General features: G+C 44.6%; 8 protein-coding genes. 1 reads left to right on the top strand and 7 read right to left on the bottom strand.

Features of this window, described 5'->3' with window-relative positions:
- Positions 1 to 41: 41 nt before the first annotated feature.
- From KTR07_RS15125 to KTR07_RS15110, 4 genes are all read right to left on the bottom strand, one after another.
- The gene (locus tag KTR07_RS15125; RefSeq protein ID WP_008760603.1) at positions 42 to 1,688 is read right to left on the bottom strand and encodes a diphosphate--fructose-6-phosphate 1-phosphotransferase; all 1,647 of its coding nucleotides are present in this window, start codon (positions 1,686 to 1,688) and stop codon (positions 42 to 44) included.
- A gap of 128 nt (positions 1,689 to 1,816) precedes the next feature.
- Positions 1,817 to 3,190, bottom strand: coding sequence for an efflux transporter outer membrane subunit (locus KTR07_RS15120; protein ID WP_008766157.1), 1,374 nt, complete (start codon positions 3,188 to 3,190; stop codon positions 1,817 to 1,819).
- The gene (locus KTR07_RS15115; protein ID WP_008766158.1) at positions 3,190 to 6,294 is read right to left on the bottom strand and encodes an efflux RND transporter permease subunit; all 3,105 of its coding nucleotides are present in this window, start codon (positions 6,292 to 6,294) and stop codon (positions 3,190 to 3,192) included. Before KTR07_RS15115 ends, KTR07_RS15120 begins: the two co-directional genes overlap by 1 nt.
- 3 nt (positions 6,295 to 6,297) lie before the next feature.
- A complete protein-coding gene (locus KTR07_RS15110) occupies positions 6,298 to 7,533 on the bottom strand; it encodes an efflux RND transporter periplasmic adaptor subunit (protein WP_008766159.1) in 1,236 nt (411 codons plus the stop codon).
- A 271-nt stretch (positions 7,534 to 7,804) separates the two neighbouring features.
- On the opposite strand from KTR07_RS15110, the gene KTR07_RS15105 reads away from it, so the two are divergent.
- Complete coding sequence (locus tag KTR07_RS15105; protein ID WP_008766160.1) at positions 7,805 to 10,021, top strand: patatin-like phospholipase family protein; 2,217 nt, start codon at positions 7,805 to 7,807, stop codon at positions 10,019 to 10,021.
- A gap of 149 nt (positions 10,022 to 10,170) precedes the next feature.
- Here KTR07_RS15105 and KTR07_RS15100 read toward each other — a convergent pair whose 3' ends face one another.
- The 3 genes from KTR07_RS15100 to KTR07_RS15090 are packed head-to-tail and all read right to left on the bottom strand — an operon-like array spanning position 10,171 to position 18,716.
- Positions 10,171 to 10,872, bottom strand: coding sequence for a hypothetical protein (locus KTR07_RS15100; RefSeq protein WP_008766161.1), 702 nt, complete (start codon positions 10,870 to 10,872; stop codon positions 10,171 to 10,173).
- A 15-nt stretch (positions 10,873 to 10,887) separates the two neighbouring features.
- On the bottom strand, positions 10,888 to 15,597 hold the full coding sequence (locus tag KTR07_RS15095; protein WP_008766162.1) for an efflux RND transporter permease subunit: 4,710 nt from the start codon (positions 15,595 to 15,597) through the stop codon (positions 10,888 to 10,890).
- A 2-nt stretch (positions 15,598 to 15,599) separates the two neighbouring features.
- Positions 15,600 to 18,716, bottom strand: coding sequence for an efflux RND transporter permease subunit (locus tag KTR07_RS15090; protein ID WP_008766163.1), 3,117 nt, complete (start codon positions 18,714 to 18,716; stop codon positions 15,600 to 15,602).
- Positions 18,717 to 18,724 lie beyond the last annotated feature (8 nt).

Raw genomic sequence — 18,724 nt, 5'->3', positions numbered from 1 at the left:
TTCATTGCAACTGTTTCTTACTACAGTCCGGTGAAGTTTTCTTATTTAGCTTGTTCCAATTGCAAAGTCTTAGTTGCCTGGTCGCAAACTTCTGTAGGACCAAAGTACTGAATCGGACCTGGATATACATAATCCGTTTCAACAGCCCAACGGTCACGCTGTGCAGCGAATGCTTTGAAAGGAGCACCATCCAATTTCACTAATGCTTTCTGGATCACCGGTTTCATTTCACCGTGGCGGCGTTCCATATTCATCATCATGGTGATAGGCACACCACCTGCAATCCATTCGGCAGCAGGAGCAGTTGTGTTGCGTACAGAAGACATATAACCGGTCTTACCGTCAGCAATCAGCATAGAAGCTGTGTATCCCAAAGAATAGCAGTAGTCAGCATCAAAGTTTGACGGAGCAGCGCAACGACCTTCGTAACCGAAGAAGTGGTGCTGTGCAGCAAACTTACCCACATATTTGCCATCTTCTTTCCAAGCAGCCAATTTGGTAGCTACCATTTCAGACAACAGTTTTTCTGTTTCGATCAGTGATACCTGAACGTTTCCGTGCGGGTCACGATCCAGTGTCAGCTGGCGAGCTACACCTTCCGGCAGACTTGCATAGATAGCAGAGTTTTCCGGAGACAGCTTACGGATGATGTAATCACGTTGATGAGACTTCTTGATCTGAGAGAACTCTTCTGCATTTGCAGCCAGGAAGTCGTTCAATTCAGCGATCAGACGCTTCATAGCCGGAATAAATTCCACCAATCCTTCCGGGATCAATACTGTACCGAAGTTATTTCCCTGTGCAGCACGGTCAGCTACCACTTTAGCGATAGATGTTACTACATCATCCAGAGACATATCTTTTTCTTCCACTTCTTCAGAAACGATACATACGTTAGGCTGTACCTGCAAAGCACATTCCAGTGCGATGTGAGAAGCCGAACGACCCATCAATTTGATAAAGTGCCAGTATTTACGGGCTGAGTTACAGTCACGCTGGATGTTACCGATTACTTCTGCATAAGTCTTACAAGCTGTATCGAAACCGAAAGAAGTTTCAATCATATCGTTCTTCAAGTCACCGTCAATCGTCTTCGGGCAACCGATCACCTGTACACCGTACTTCTTGGCAGCATAGTATTCAGCCAATACACAAGCGTTTGTATTAGAGTCATCACCACCGATGATAACCAGTGCTTTGATGCCCAATTCTTTGATGATCTCAAATCCCTTTTCAAACTGAGCTTCAGTTTCCAGCTTCGTACGTCCCGAACCGATGATATCGAAACCACCTGTGTTACGGTATTCGTCAATGATGTCAGCAGTCAGTTCCATATAGTTGTGGTCTACCAGACCGCCAGGACCCAAGATAAAGCCGTACAGCTTACTTTCAGGATTCAGCTTTTTGATACCGTCGAACAAACCAGAGATTACATTGTGTCCGCCCGGAGCTTGTCCGCCGGAAAGGATTACACCTACGTTCATAGCAGGAAGTTGAACAGCTTCACCCGCTTCGAATGTAATCAACGGCATTCCGTACGTGTTAGGGAATAATGCTTTGATAGCTTCCTGATCGGCTACAGATTGAGTAGCAGCACCTGCTACAGCTTTAACGGCTCCTGTTGCCAATGCTTTCGGAAGTTTGGGCTGATAAGCAGCCCTTGCGATTTGCAATGCACTTTTAGTCATTTTCTTTATTTTTATTTAAAGGTGTTAGTAAGTTTCTTGTCAAACTTGAAAAGCGTTGCAAATTTCGCATTTTTCCTCGAATTATGAAAGAGAAGCCCTCATTTTATTTCGCTGCATAGTTACAGAGGCTATTGCTTCCAGCCACCGCCAAGTGCTTTATACAGTTGTACTACGGTGATCAGTTCATCACGAATAGCGTTACTCAGACCAATTTGTGCGTCAAAATAACCACGCTGGGCATCGAGAACATCCAAATAATTGATCACTCCATTGATATATTGCAACTGCGCCAAATCCATATAACTCTTAGCCGAACGTTCCAGATTGGCACGAAGTGCGTACACCTCTTTTATCTTATTAAAGTTGACAATCGCATTACGTGTCTCTTTGAAAGCCGTCAGGACTGTTTTCTCATAACTATGTATTTCTGCTTCATAGGCCGCTTTTTTGCCTTTCAACGCAGCACGGTTCTTTCCCCAGCCAAATATAGGAGTCAATAAAGCACCTTCCATAACGGCATAAGGCGATTTTAGAAGTTCTGACAAAGACGTGCTTTCACTACCGAAACCACCCGTCAGTGCCAGACGAGGAAACATATTCGTATAAGCCACACCTACTTTTGCATTGGCAGCGATCAGCTTCTGCTCTGCCTGACGTATATCGGGACGGCGTTCCAGCAAAGTGGAAGGCATCCCTATCGGAAGAGTTTCCGGGAAATTAAACTCCTGAAGCAAACGGGAACGGGCTATGCGATTCGGGTATTCTCCGGCCAGAAAAGCAATATCATTCTCTTTCAGCGATATTTTGCGTTCCAGATCAGGAACCAGAGTAGCTGTACGTGCCAACTCTACCTGCGCCTGACGATAAGAAGTCTCCGAAGTAAGTCCTCCTTCAAAACGGATACGTGCCAGACGAACCCCTTCTTCACGAGCTTTTAAAGTCTGCTTGACGATATCCAGTTCCGTATCCAAGGCAACCAGCTCATAATATGCCTGTGCCACTTCCGCCACAATCGTCATCTGAAGCGCACGTTGCGCTTCTACTGACTGCAGATATTCGGCGATGCTGGCAGAACGTGCCCATCGCAGATTTCCCCAAAGATCGAGTTCCCATGAAACAAGGAACTGCGCTTCAAAAGTATCCGATTTCTTAAAAGCATCTCCTCCATGATTTTCAAGTTCACGCTCGGCAGTCACTTTACCTTTAATATCGGGAAGCAGCGCGGCAGTGGATATCCGTTTCTGAGCTGCCATTTCCTTGATGCGGGCAGCCGCTATCAACATATCTTTATTATGATCCAACGCACGGTCTATAAGACTGCGGAGTGTGGAATCCGTGTAGATTTCCTCCCAATCCTGATCTCCAAAGCTGACCGTATCCTGATGCTGAGCCAGACTATCGGGTAAATGAAGATCAGGACGGACGTAGCTCTTGCCTACTTTGCAGGAAGTCAGTATTCCTGCAAAAAGTAGTATAGCAATATATAGTTTATTCAGTTTCATTATTTCTTATGTTTTAAGATTTTCGACTTTGTTTTATACACCATCACAAAGAAGAACGGCACGAGAATGATACCAAATACGATAGCGAATATCATTCCGAAGAATACGCCCGTACCAATCGCCTGTCGGCTCGCCGAACCCGGACCACTCGCCAGTACCATCGGAAGCATTCCCAGTACAAATGCAAGGGAGGTCATCAGAATAGGACGGAAACGTAATTTCGCTGCGTAGATTGCCGACTGAATCAAATCTTCACCTCTATCTACCTGCACTTTGGCAAACTCTACAATCAAAATGGCATTCTTGGCGGCAAGCCCGACAAGCATTACCAATCCGATCTGGAAATAAACATCATTCTCCAGTCCGCACACCCAGACTCCCAGATAGGCTCCCAAAGCTGCTACAGGCAAGGATAGCAATACAGCAATCGGCACTGTCCAACTTTCATATTGTGCGGCAAGGAAGAGGAAGACAAACAAGAACACCAGTGCCATGACCATCCCCGTCTGACCGCCTGCCTGTTTCTCCTGATAAGAAAGTCCGCTCCACTCCAGTCCGATATTATCCGGAAGATGGTCACGGGCGATCTGCTCCATAATCTCCATTGCCTGACCGGAACTGTATCCCTGCGCGGCAGCACCCCGGATAACGGCAGTAGTAAACATATTGAAACGCTTGATACTTCCCGGCCCTGTCGTATAAGAAGCATTACCCAAAGATGTCAGCGGTACCATAGCTCCATTGGAAGCTTTCACAAAGAACAGGTTGATATTGTCTTTATGTTCCCGATAAGGAGCTTCCGCCTGAATATATACCTTATATATACGGTTGAACATATTAAAGTCATTCACATACACCGAACCTGTATACGCTTTCATCGTAGAAAACACATCTGCCAAGGGTACTCCCAGCATTTTCACCTTGTCTCTGTCCACATCAAAGTAAAGTTGGGGAATCTCCGACTGCAAGGAAGAAGACAAACCTGTAAGCTCCTTACGTTTGGAAGCATAATACATCAACGTATCTGCCGCATCTACCAAATTATCGAAAGTAGCCTCTCCACGAGCTTCCAACTGCATTTCAAAACCACCGGAGCTGCCCAGTCCCGGTATGACCGGAGGAGTAGACAGGTAGACTTTACATTCGGGGTATTCTCTCAAATGTTTTTCTACCGTATCCATAATTTTTTCAATACTGGTGCTCTTTCTCTCTTCCCAGGGTTTCAGAATAACGGTCAACTCGGCACGTCCCTGATTACTGCCTACACGCGGACTGCTTCCGGTCACGTTCTGCACATATTCTATATATGGATTCTTCTCCAGATAAGCAATCGCGCGTTCCGTTACTACACGGGTTCGCTCCAAGGTAGCTCCTTCCGGCAGTTCAAGTTCAATCTTAAAGTATCCCTGGTCTTCTACCGGCAAGAAACTGGTCGGAATAATCCGGTGAATCAACAGAATAGCAATCAATACCATACCAAAAGCACTCAAAACCCGACGAGGATGTTTGATAGTACGGGTGACGGCAGCTACATACTTATTGCTTCCGATACCCAGCCACTCATTGATCTTTCTGAATACTATATTTTTCTTCTTGCCACTATCCGGTTTCAAAATGAGCGAACACATCACAGGGCTCAGCGTTAAAGCAACCACAGTAGAAATCAGTACAGATACCACGATAGTTACCGTAAACTGACGATACAGCTGCCCGGTAATTCCACTCAGAAAACTTACCGGAACAAACACAGCCGCCAATACCAGTGAAGTAGCGATCAATGCGCTTGATAATCCGTTCATCGCTTTCTTTGTCGCCTCATAGGGACTCAGCTTCTCCGTTTCCATAATATGCTCTACTCCTTCCACCACTACAATCGCATCATCGACCACGATACCGATGGCGAGAATCAAACCGAGTAAGGTCAATATATTAATAGAGAAACCAAAAATCAGCATGAATCCGAAAGTACCAATCAGGGAGATAGGTACCGCTACCACCGGAATCAATGTAGCACGCCAGCTCTGCAAAGACAGATACACTACCAACACAACCAGCACCAATGCTTCGAACAACGTCTTATATACCTCATGAATAGACTCAGAGATATACGTTGTCATATCAAACGGAATCTCATAACTCAATCCTTCCGGAAAATTCTCGCTGATTTCTTCCATCGCCTTCTTTACATTCTCGGCTACTTCCATCGCATTGGCACCCGGCAACATGTAAATACCCAGTACCGCTGCATTCTCACCATTGATACCACTCTCGGTATTGTATGAAGAAGCCTCCAGAGATACACGTGCCACATCCTTCAGCCGGATGATGGAACCATTGGCATTGGCACGTACCACAATATCCTCAAATTGCCCTACTGTAGAAAGACGTCCCTGAGTAGTGATAGGAATCGTTATATCCAGTCCCTGTACCGGCTGCTGACCTAATACACCGGCTGCCGATTCACGGTTCTGGTCTTTCAAGGCATTCTGCAAGTCCTGCACAGTCAATCCGAAGTTAGCCAGCTTATCAGGCTCTGCCCATATCTGCATAGCATAGTAACGGCTACCAATATTGGATACACGTCCTACTCCCGGAATACGGCGAATCACATCGAGCACATTGATCGTAGCAAAGTTGCTCAGGTAAATTTCGTCAAACTTAGGATCGGTAGAAGTCAGACAGAGTGTCATTAACTGACTGGGTGCCTGTTTCTCTACGGAAATACCATTCTGAATCACTTCCGCCGGAAGACGGGATTCAGCCAGCTTCACACGGTTCTGAATTTCCACAGCAGCCAAATCCGGGTCAGCAGATACATCAAAGGTAACTGTTGCCGAGAAGCCACCGGAGTTAGAACTGTTTGATTCCATATAAAGCATACCGGGCGTACCATTGATTTCCTGTTCAATCGGAGTAGCCACCGCCTGCGACACGGTAAGTGCACTCGCACCCGGATAAGACGCACTGATCTTTACCACCGGAGGCGTGATCTGCGGATATTGATCCACCGGAAGCATGGTCAGCCCGATGATTCCGACAATCACAATCACGATGGAAATGACAGCCGAAAATACCGGCCTGTCTATAAAAAAACTAACTTTCATTGATTATTCTCCTTTTGCGTTATCCTTCATTCCTGTTGTAGAATCACCTGCCACCATAGTGGTATCCTTCACCTCCGCTTCCGGCTGACTGATCCGTACTTTCATGCCCGGGGTCAACTTATGGAAACCTTCTACAACAATTGTCTCTCCTACAGCAAGTCCTCTTTCCACTACGACGTTATTCCCCACTTCGGGTCCTAACTCAATAAAACGTTTCTCTACTGTATCATCTTTACGCATTGTATAAATATAAGCTCCGCCTTTTTCAATGGTAACAGCTTTCATCGGAACAAGGATAGCTCCTTCACGCACGTCCAAAAGTAGTTTTACTTTGGTAAACTGTCCCGGAAGCAATACCTGTTTCGGGTTAGGCATCTCTGCACGTACGGAGAAAGTACCTGTCTGGGGATCGACCTGCGGTTCTGCAAAATCGACATATCCTTTATAGGGGTAAACCGTATTATCCGCCAAAGTAATAGTTATGTTCGGTTGCCAGGAACGGGTAGAATCCTGTTGTCCGAGGTTAATATTACGTTCTTTACTTTTCAGATAATCAAGTGCCGTCATACTGAAATCGACCAATACGGTATCGCTTTTTACTACTGTAGCCAGCAGAGACTTTCCTCCGGGACCTACCAGCGTTCCCAAGTCTACATTTCTTTCACTGATATGTCCGGCAAGAGGTGAACGAACAATGGTATAGCCTAATTCGAGTTCAGCCTGCGCCAAGTCCGCCTCACTCATCGCTACTGTCGCAACAGCGCTTTCATAAGCTGCTTCCGCATTATCCAGATCCAGCTGGCTAGCAGCATTTTGTTCGTACAACGGACGGATACGTTTCAAGTCACGTTCAGCTTTCAATGCCTGTGCTTCGTCCTTTTTCAGCTGAGCCCGTGCCTTGTCGGCTTTCGCACGATATTGGTCCTGATTGATCACAAACAAGACCTGATTCTTATTTACATAAGTGCCTTCGGCAAAAAGCATGTTTTCCAGATAGCCTTCTACCCTGGCACGTACTTCGACAAATTGCTGGGCACGGATTCGCCCCACATATTCTCCGAATATCTCTACATCATCTTTTATAACCGGTTCAACAATCACTGTCGGCATTTCCGGCGCAGCCTTCTGAGGTCGAGTCAGTATCCAATATACTCCCAACACAATTACCACACATACTACAGCAGCAATGTTTCTCTTTCTCCTCAGTTTCAACTCATGTTTCGAAAAGAATAATCTCATATCGAATCTTATTATTTAATTTAACTTATGTTTGTTCTACACTCTATTATGCAATACACATACCAAAATATCCTGTTTTATCTTATCTGTTTATTATCAACATATTACATTTTTCCTCTTGAAGACGGAAGTGTGGAAAACATCCTTAAAGTGTAGAATTTATCCACATTTCCGACTTTTAGAACATTTTTTATAGTTCTTGTTTCATCAACTAAACAATTTATCCCCTACATTTGTAGTTATATTGTACATCAACACAATAACATGTCTAATGAAAAAACAAATCTTTTCAACATTAGTTTTTGCAATGTGCCTGATATTACCTTTTTCTGTTTATTCACAGGAACAACGGAAGAAGGTCGGCGTTGTCCTCAGTGGCGGCGGTGCCAAAGGAGTGGCACATATCAAAGCATTGAAAGTCATCGAGGAAGCAGGCATTCCGATCGATTATATAGTAGGCACCAGTATGGGATCTATAGTCGGTGGACTTTACGCCATCGGTTATACTCCGGAACAACTGGACAGTATGGTACGCAAACAGGACTGGACTTTCCTTTTGAGCGATCGTATCAAACGCAGTGCCATGTCGCTCACCGAACGCGAACGCTCTGCAAAATACATTGTTTCGCTTCCTTTCACAAAGAACCCGAAAGCTGCCATGTCCGGAGGAATTATCAAAGGACAGAATCTTGCCAATCTGTTCTCTGATCTGACAGTGGGCTACCATGACTCGATCAATTTTAATAAGTTACCGATCCCCTTCGCCTGTGTATCGGCCAATGTAGTCAATGGGGACCAGATCGTATTCCATGATGGCGTACTCTCTACTGCCATGCGTGCCAGTATGGCTATCCCCGGTGTATTCACACCGGTACGCAAAGACAGTATGGTATTGGTAGACGGTGGAATTGTCAATAATTATCCGGCAGATGTGGCCAAAGCAATGGGGGCCGATATTATTATCGGAGTCGATGTTCAGAATGCGCTGAAAAGTGCCGACAAGCTCAACAGCGCTCCGGACATATTGGGGCAGATTGTTGATCTCACTTGCCAGACCAATCATGAAAAGAATGTAGAACTCACTGATACCTATATCAAGGTAAATGTAGACGGATTTTCTTCCGCCAGCTTCACTCCGGCAGCCATCGATTCCCTGATGCGTCGGGGCGAAGAAGCCGCACGTGCACAGTGGAATTCCCTGATTGCCTTAAAAAAAGAAATCGGTATACCGGACAATTATGTCCCCAAACAACATGGACCGTACTCTTCTCTTTCCAATTCACGGACAGTATACGTCACAGATATATCCTTCTCCGGCGTAGAGGCTGATGACAAAAAATGGCTGATGAAGAAGTGTAATCTCAAAGAGAACAGTAACATTACCACTCAGCAGATAGAACAAGCTGTGTATCAGTTGCGTGGCAGTCATTCTTACTCAAGCGCCAGCTACACACTTACCGACACTCCCGAAGGGTATCACCTTAATTTCTTGTTAGAAGAAAAATATGAGAAAAGAATCAATCTGGGCATCCGTTTCGACTCGGAAGAAATAGCATCCCTGCTGATTAATGCCACAGCAGATCTCAAAACTCATATTCCTTCCCGATTATCCCTGACCGGCCGATTAGGAAAGCGATATGCCGCCCGCATCGATTACACACTCGAACCGATGCAGCAACGCAATTTCAATTTCTCATATATGTTTCAATATAATGACATCAACATCTATGATGAAGGTGAACGTGCTTACAACACTACTTACAAGTATCATTTAGCTGAATTTGGTTTTTCGGATGTCTGGTACAAAAACCTCCGCTTCGGACTCGGACTTCGTTTCGAATATTATAAATACAAAGATTTTCTTTTCAAGAAACCGGAACTCACTGGGCTGGATGTAGAATCCGAACACTTCCTGAGTTATTTCGCTCAGGTACACTATAGTACATTCGACAAGGGATATTTCCCTTCCAAAGGAACCGAATTCAAAGCTGCCTATTCGCTTTATACCGATAATATGGCGCAGTATAATGATCATGCCCCATTCTCTGCGTTGAGCGGCTCGTGGTCCAGTGTCATACCTGTTACCCGACGTTTTTCCATTATCCCATCCATCTATGGCCGTGTTCTGATTGGAAAAGACATCGCCTATCCCTTGCAAAATGCCATTGGCGGCGAAGTATACGGACTCTACATTCCACAGCAACTGCCGTTTGCCGGTGTGACCAATATGGAACTGATGGACAATTCAATCATGATTGCATCCGTGAAGCTCAGACAACGGATGGGAAGCATTCATTATCTCACTCTGACAGGTAATTATGGCTTGACGGACAGTCACTTCTTCGAAATACTGAAAGGGAAACAACTGTTTGGTATCAGTGCCGGATATGGTATGGACAGTATGTTCGGTCCGTTGGAGATTACGTTCGGGTATTCCAATCAGACTGACAAAGGAAGTTGTTATGTGAATCTGGGATACTACTTCTAAGTCACTATTTCGGTTCCTGCATACATAGGACTATACTTACCATGATGAGAAAAAGTTCTCACTGCGATGAGACTTTTTTCTCATCATAGTGAGAATTTTTTCTCATCGCAGCAAGAACCATTGAGAATATTCAGTATCCTAATCTGCTGTTATACAAAATTTTCCCTTTTCTGTAGATATAGTAATCCGATCATCATCCAGACTAAACTGGCGGATAAAAGGAAAATGCGGTTTTTGATAAGGATTCCCTCCCAAATAATCGGATGAACATTATCGGGAACACGAAAAGGATTCAGCAGAACGTTCCAAAAAGAATCCGGCTTACCTAAGAACATCAATGCAATGCCTATAATAATCATAAATACGGCAGTTCCGTTTCCACTCCGCGTAATGGTAGACAGCATAAAAGCCATGTTTCCGAAAAAGAGTATCGGGAACATCAACTGTAATGCCATCTCAAGCGGATTGACCGGATACAGCAATAAAATGGCTATGTATGAAAAGATAATCAGAATAACAAAAATTGCCACATAAATCATCAATAACCGCACGCCCCAAACCTTATACTTATAGTCGGGGATTCCAAAGAGAATCTCCAATATCCGGCTATCTTCATCATTCTGAATGCCGAATACAGCCGGATAGAAAATAAGCAGCATAGACGGAAACATCAGGATGCTATAGATGAGTCCCTCGTTAATCTCCTCCCGTTTCCACGCATTCTGAAACATAAAAAGAGCAAAAAAGCCAAATGCAGCCAACAGAAACCAGAAAAACTTCCCGGCAAATATAATCTTCAGGTTATACCTGACTACTTTAGGCAACAGTTGTATCAATTGTTTGAATGTCATATCCTTCTTTTCTTTTTAATTCATATTCTTCAGCAGACAGAGATAAGCGTCTTCCAAATTAGCTTCTACCTCTACAGCCCCTTCATAAGGCTGTCCGACAGAAAGATAGCGCACCCGAATCGTATCGCCTTCCTGAATATGATGTATTACCAACGATTTGTCCAGTACTTTTTCAAATTCTGTCTTATCTATATTAAACTGCCATACTTTTCCGTTAGCCATTTCCACCATATCCGAAGGATCACCGAAATATTTCAGTTCACCTTTATTGATTACCACTACCTGATTACAGGAACTGGATATATCCTCAATGATATGAGTGGAGAAAATAACGATGCGGTCTTTACTCAATTCCACCAGCAAATTACGGAAACGGATACGTTCGCGAGGGTCGAGTCCCGCTGTAGGCTCATCCACTACCAGGATACGTGGTAAATGAAGCAGAATAAGCGCAATGCCAATACGCTGTTTCATACCTCCTGAGAAAGAACCGATCTTTTCGTCTTTCCGCTCGTACATATGTACCGCTTTCAGCACATAGTCCAGACGCTCCCTGCGCAAATCTCCATCTACGATTCCTTTCAATATGGCCTGATAATCCAGAAACTCCCACGAAGTCATATTCTCATAAGTTCCGAATTCCTGCGGAAGGAAACCTATCAGACTCTGTAGTTCTTCTCTGTAGATACGGGTATCCAGACCATTGATCCAGATACTACCATAGCTCTGCTCAAAGATACCACAGATGACACGCATCAAGGTCGATTTACCTGCCCCATTGGGTCCCAGTAGTCCGAACATACCTGTCTGAATCTCGAATGACACCCCACGCAATGCTTTGAAAGGTTTGCGTCGTTTTCCAATCATAGGAACACTCTTCACCATGCGGAAATAGGAACGGCGAAGCCCTGCAAATCGTCCGGTGACACGCTCTATATTTACATCGTGATCATACAGATACTGAGAAGTGACATAGATGGCAATACCCACCAGCCATAACAATCCGATCATGATGACCAGCCCGTTATTATCCAGTTTCCGGAATAACTGAAACAGGATAAGGGGAGGAAGACTCCAGAATATCACCCGGTTTACGATCTTTGTTACCCGATTATCTCCGTATCGATAATATAAATAGGAACGTACCTTTCTCCACAAATACAGTACCGCTGCATAAATAGCGAACGAGAACAGGAATATCCAAAGCCTGTTATGAATGAAGAAATAGGTGAAATAAATGGCAAACAGTAAGATACCAAACTGCCATAGCACATTGATAAAGTCCTTCAGAGAATGGTATTCATTGCTCAATCCCAGACGTTTGCGTAATTGCAAACCACTGTTCCACTGACGGCTGATGTGTCCAGGCCAATCGTAGATCTTAACCAGATTGCGGACAGAAATACGTATTTCTTCATCCGGATTGATAACCTCCGCCTTAGCTCTACGGAGACTGGTTTGCGCAAAGTATGTCATCCCCGGTATGCCTGCAATCAGTGCTACCAGATAGATTGACTGCCAAAGCATTCCGTCAGTGTATAGCCAGATACAGATTACACCGGACACAAAAAGAATCAGGTGAATGGTCCATAGTTTACGGGATAACGAACGGTACCACTGAAGCACATTTTCCAGTCCCATACAAACTGTCGGAATTAAAATCAGCGTCAGCATGGCAGAAAAGAAAAGTCCGCCTATCACTGTAATGGCAAAAGGTGCACCGATAGCCCCTGCATACTCCGTATCTCCCATAGCCAACGGAAGCATGGCAGCAATCGTGGTGATGGAAGTAATCAGAATGGGACGAATACGTGACATACCGGCAGTCATCAACGCCCTGTTCCGGCGGTATCCCCGTTTACGCAAAATGTTGGCGTAATCTATCAGAATGATTCCGTTATTGACGACTACTCCCAACAGAATAAGGAACCCTGTCAGTGTATTCGCATTCATCAGACTGTTGCTCGAAAGCAATAATGCCAGCAAAGAACCGATAGCGGCCAACGGAATGGTAAAAAGCAACACAAAAGGCGTCACTACAGACTCGAAGACTGAAGCAAGGATCATAAATATCAAAAGAAAAGCTGCCAGAATAAGGAATTTGAAATCCCCGAATTCATCCTCCTCATGGAATACCTGCACAGCGACTCCGGACGGAAGATTATAACTGGCAATCAACTGGTCGATATCGGAACGATATCCTCCCAATAAATCTTTCGAAGACTGAACATCTCTCGGAAAAGCATAGTATACCTCAATCTGCTTATCTTGATTGACACGGATGATGCGCGAACGCCCACGTCCATAATTCAGAGACGATATATCTTCTAGATTGTGCATACCGCCATTGGCATTTTCTATCCGGATAGCACGCAAGTCATCCACAGTTTTCTCTTTCTGAGCTTTTTCCTGTGCCTCTTCTTCAGTTTCCTTTTCCGGTATTTCGTCACGGATAATAATATCATAAATATCCTCTCCCACCTTGAAAGTAGCTTCGGAAGAGTATTCATTATTAAGCGCAGTCAATCCGGTGGTAATATTGCCACGGTTAATATCATAAGCAGTCAGCAGAATAGGGTCAAAGTTCAGATTTATTTCTGCCTGACGGGGAGTATACGAAACATGAGTATGCTGTACAAAATCCTGTTCGTCCAACAAATAACGCACTTCCTCTGCCACCATCTGCATCATTTCGAAATCAGATCCCCTGATCACCACCCGTTCACTGTTGTCACCGATACCCAACAAACGCATGAATCCGCCCAGACTGCTCAGAGCCGAGTTATCTCCTCCGCCTCCCATAGCATCAGAGACATAGATTTCCGCACCATTGATATTGGCGACTTTAGTCTGCACATCCGCTTTTATATCGGCTATTTTCCGTTTGGCGATCTTTGTGTAATCTTCCTGCAAAACGAGTGTCAGAGTCGCCTCTTTTTCCCGAATACGGCAAATCAGATCTTTCTTTTCCGGAAAATCCTCCAGACGTTCTTCCAGTACCTTTACAATCTTATCCGTATTTTCAAGCGTACTCCCGGTAGGCATCACGACACTGATGTTGAACCGGTCTGAAGCAACTTCCTTCATCTGTTGCACATTCAAGGTCAATGACAAAATCAATGTTGCAAAAAGCAAGATTACAGCTCCAAAGACTGTCACTCCCGGATTACGCATACAAGTCTTCAATAAGACCAGATAGACCTGCATCGGACGCTGAACGATCGAGACTTTTTCATAAACGACGCTGTTCCCACTCTTACTCTTCAAAAGAAGGTAAGTAATCATCGGTATAAAAAGTAAAGCTACAAACAGCGAGATCGTCAAAGTTGATATAATGGATACTCCGATATGGTGCCCGATCAGTTTTATCAGGAAATTATCAGAAAAAACGAACGGCAGGAACACAGTAATGGTAGTCAGGGTAGCCGCCACAATGGAGCGCCACACTTCTTTTGTTCCCTGCGTTACCGAACGTTCGGGCGTATAGCCGTTTCCCGACAAACGATAAATATTCTCAAGCACCACGACACTATTATCCAGCAGCATTCCGATGGCCAACGCCATTCCTACCAAGGTAAGACTATTGATAGTGATACCAAAAGCGTAGAAGAAGTTGAAAGCCGTATAGACAGAAATCGGTATGGAAAGTGCGATAAAAAACACCAACCGCATATTCTTCAGGAAAAGCCAAAGAACGAACACAGCCAATAATCCCCCTACCAATGCCAGATTAATAATCTGGTTGATATTATTTTCCATGGTTTCAGCCTTGTTCTCCTGAATGACAATTTCCAGTTCGAGCGGAGCCAGCTTCTCATTCAGCTTTTCAATCACATCGGATACACGGTGTGAAAGTTCAATCAGATTAGCCTGTGAATCATTGATCAAAGCAACCGAAACGGCTTCTTTTCCATTCACACGACTATAGGTGGTTTCATCTTTCAAGTCAAAAAAGACGGTTGCCAGGTCTTTCAGCAGAATAGGACCAGGAGCGACAACTATATTCTCCAAATCAGAAACTTTGGTATACATCGCATTGACATGGACAAAATTCTTGCTGTCGGGTTCATCTGCGAAGCCTACAAATGTCTTTTCCTGGGTATTCTGCGAGAGCAAACCGCTTATTTTGGAAGCAGTGAGGTTCAAAGCCTTGCAAGCCTCCGGATTCAGACGCACTTCAATGGCTTTCTGCCGTCCTCCGTAGATATTGACGGAAGCTACCCCATCTATATTCTCCAGATCGGAACGAACATCCTCGTCTACCAGACTCCGGACACGGTCGGTTCCTCCCGTACCACGCACTTGAAGCACCATGAAGTTATTATTCATCTGAGCAATATCCACTTTCTGTACCTGTACGGTAAAACCGGTCGGCAGGGAGGCTGCGATTTCATTCACTTTCTCCTGCAGTTTAAGACTGGTCATCTTGAAGTTGATATTCTTTTTAAAGTCAATCTGTATGCTGGACTGCCTCCTGTCAATGTAGGATTGCAGTTTGTCTACTCCACCTATCGCACTGACCGCTCCTTCGAGTGGAATAATCACTTCCGACTCTACATACGAAGGGTCCATATCCTGCTGTGACGACACCTGGACAAACAGAACCGGAAGTTCTGCGTTGGGCAGCAACTCCACCGGAAGTTGTTTATACGACACATAGCCCAGCAGGCTGAGTGCAATAAACAGCATACAAATCGTTATTCTCCTATTTAGTAAAAAGTTCATCTTCAGCTGTTTTTAGTTCGGCGATTTATACGTCTTTTGATATTCTCCAAGACATAATAGACACAAGGAATAACCATCAAACTCATCAGAGTAGAAGTTATCAATCCTCCGATCACAGCTATAGCCATCGGTGAACGTAAAGATGCACCTTCACCAAAACTGAATGTCATCGGAAGCATGGCCAGAATCGTAGTCAAAGTAGTCATGATGATCGGACGGATACGCTGTTGCCCTGCTTCTACAATGGCATCAGTCAACTCCATTCCCGCCTGACTAAGCTGATTGATACGGTCTACCAGAATGATAGAGTTATTGACGGCAATACCTCCCAGCATGACAATACCGATAACTCCCATCATATTGATAGTGGTTCCGGTAATGAAGAAAAGTAAGATAGCACCTACTACAGCCAGAGGAATAGTCAGCAAGATCGTAAACGGATGCAGCAAGGATTCAAACTGGGAAGCCATCACCATATAGACAAGTACAACAGAAAGCATCAGAGCAAACAACAGACTGTTCATTGATTCTTGCCGTTTTTCTTCCTCTCCTGTCACTGTAATACTGTAGTTAGCAGGCAATTCAATACCTTTCACCGTTTCACGCACTTCGGCTGCTACTTTATCCAGTGATTTACTCGCATCCATATTAGCCATCACCTTACCGATACGGCTTTGATTGCGGCGCAGAATCTCCTTGGGCGCTTGTCCGTGAGTAATGGTAACAATCTCTTGTAATACAAATTCCTGTGTTCCACTTTTGATGACAAGAGCACCAAGAGAACTCAACGGGATATCCGGCACCTTTATGACGATATCACGCATCTCACCGCGATATTCCATCTTACCGACTTCCTTACCGCTTAGTTGCTGCTTCAATTGTTCGATTACCATAGCCACACTCAAATTATTGATACCGGCTATTGTACGATCAATCGAGATCACAACTTCCGGAGCACCGTCTTCCACGGAGGTAATAACATCATAGATTCCATTTACGCCAATCATCCGTTCCTTCACCTCTTCAGTCAACTGAGCAATCTCATCCAACTCCTCTCCTTTGACCTCCACAACAATAGGAGCCCCTTCGCTTCCTAACAATGAACTCAGAGAATTCTCATCCTGCTGAATCGTCAGTTCCAGTCCGTCAGGATTCTTGGCCGATTCCACGAAAGACGCAATCACCTTTTCCGGTGAAAGTGTACATTCCGGTGAAAGGATCACTTTCATCATTGCTGTATTTTCTCCTTCAAATATCGCATTTTCCGAACCGCTCCCCTCTCCGATATGACTGTATACCGTACATAAAGAATCACCGCCAACGATAGCATATAACAATTCTTCCAGATTACCTACAGCAGCGGAAGTGCGTTCCATCTGTGTACCTTCGGGCATTTTGATTACAGCCGTAAACGTCTTGCTTTCCGCACGGGGCATAAACTCAGTTCCGATAAACGGAGTCAGCAATCCAGTCACGATAAGGAGTAACACTGCCATACCGATCACCAGCCAACGTCGCTGAATCAGCTTGCGAAGCACTCTGCTATATCCTGTAATACGAATGGACTTCACTTCTTCCAGCTTAACCTTCTTGCCGGAAAGCTGGATATATAACATCGGAATCACCAGGATAGCCACAAACAAAGAAGAAACCAGTGAGAAAGTAACCGTCCATGCCTGATCTTTAAACAGTTCGCCCGAAGCTCCGTGAAGATAAACAATCGGCAGGAAGACGACAATAGTCGTCAGAGTAGAAGCTATTACCGCATTGGCAACTTCTGCCGTCCCGTTAATAGCAGCCTCTTTGATACTCAATCCTTTCTCCTGATTTCGGAAGATACTTTCTATGACGACAATGGCATTATCGACGAGCATACCCGCCCCGAGCGCCAGTCCTCCCAATGTCATAATATTCAGTGACAGTCCGTTGAAGAACATCAGATTGAAAGTAGCCACAATCGAGATGGGAATAGCAAGACTGACAATCAGTGTTGTCCCCATCCGGCGAAGGAATACAAACAAGACTACAATAGCGAGAATAACACCCAGAACAGCACTGCTCTTCACTTCTCCTATCGCACTTTTTATAAAAGTACCCTGATTGGAAATCACCTGAAAATGATAACCGGGCAATGCATTCTCTATCACTGCCAATTGGCGGGTTACCTCATCCACCACTTTTACAGTATTAAAGCGCATCTCCTTATAAATAGACAGTCCGATACTACGCTTCCCGTTAATCCGTACAATGTTCTCCGGACGAGCGTTCAAAAACTGCACAGTAGCCACTTCCTTCAAAAAAACAGGAGCTTTATTACTGTTGGCAGTCGCTGTTCCCGAAGCATTGTTTCCGGATGCTTCCTCTTGTTGTATCGCTTTGTATCCGACAATCAGATTCTCAAAATCATCTTCCGAAGCAAACAAGCTCGAACTTTTCACCAGATATTGTAATCCCAGTTCACTGACCCGTCCACCGGATATACTCTGATTATTCGATTCGATGCGCGAAGCGATATCTTCTATTTTCAGTTGAAAAGCATCCAGTTTATAAGGATCAGTCTGAATGGTAAGAGTACTGACTTCTTCTCCCGAAAGCGTCACTTCAGCCACGCCTTCCAGACGAATCAACTCATTGCGGATATAGCTTTCGGCGATTTTCCTTAATTCCGCCATATCTGTAATACTCTGATGAGACATTCCCACCAAAACTACCGGAGACAAGTTCGCATCGTGTTGCGTAATCTTCAGTTCAGTAATATCCTTGTTCTGGGCAAACGGATTCATGGCTTTCTGCAAATCTAGAAAAGCCTCATCCATATCCTTTGTCCAGGTATATTCTACAGTAATTCGTGCCGTCCCGGCTTTAATCACGGAAGAGACCTGAGTAACATCACTCTGCCGGATCGCCATAGACTCCATATTTTTAACGAATTGCTTTTCGATCTCCTCGGGAGGGCGTTCACCCGCCTTTAATTCAATAAACAGGCGGGGATTATTCAGATCGGGCAATAAATCCACACTCAACTGATCGTATGATACTTTTCCCAACAATAAGAGGGCAAATACTACCATACAAATCGTAACCGGATTGCCTACTGCAAATTTGATTATATTCTTCATAAGTATTT

Origin of the sequence: Bacteroides sp. MSK.20.82, from assembly GCF_019052485.1 — a bacterium.
Lineage (GTDB): Bacteria > Bacteroidota > Bacteroidia > Bacteroidales > Bacteroidaceae > Bacteroides > Bacteroides thetaiotaomicron.
Note: the sequence above shows the minus strand (reverse complement) of the source record. Positions and strands in the feature narration are given on the sequence as shown.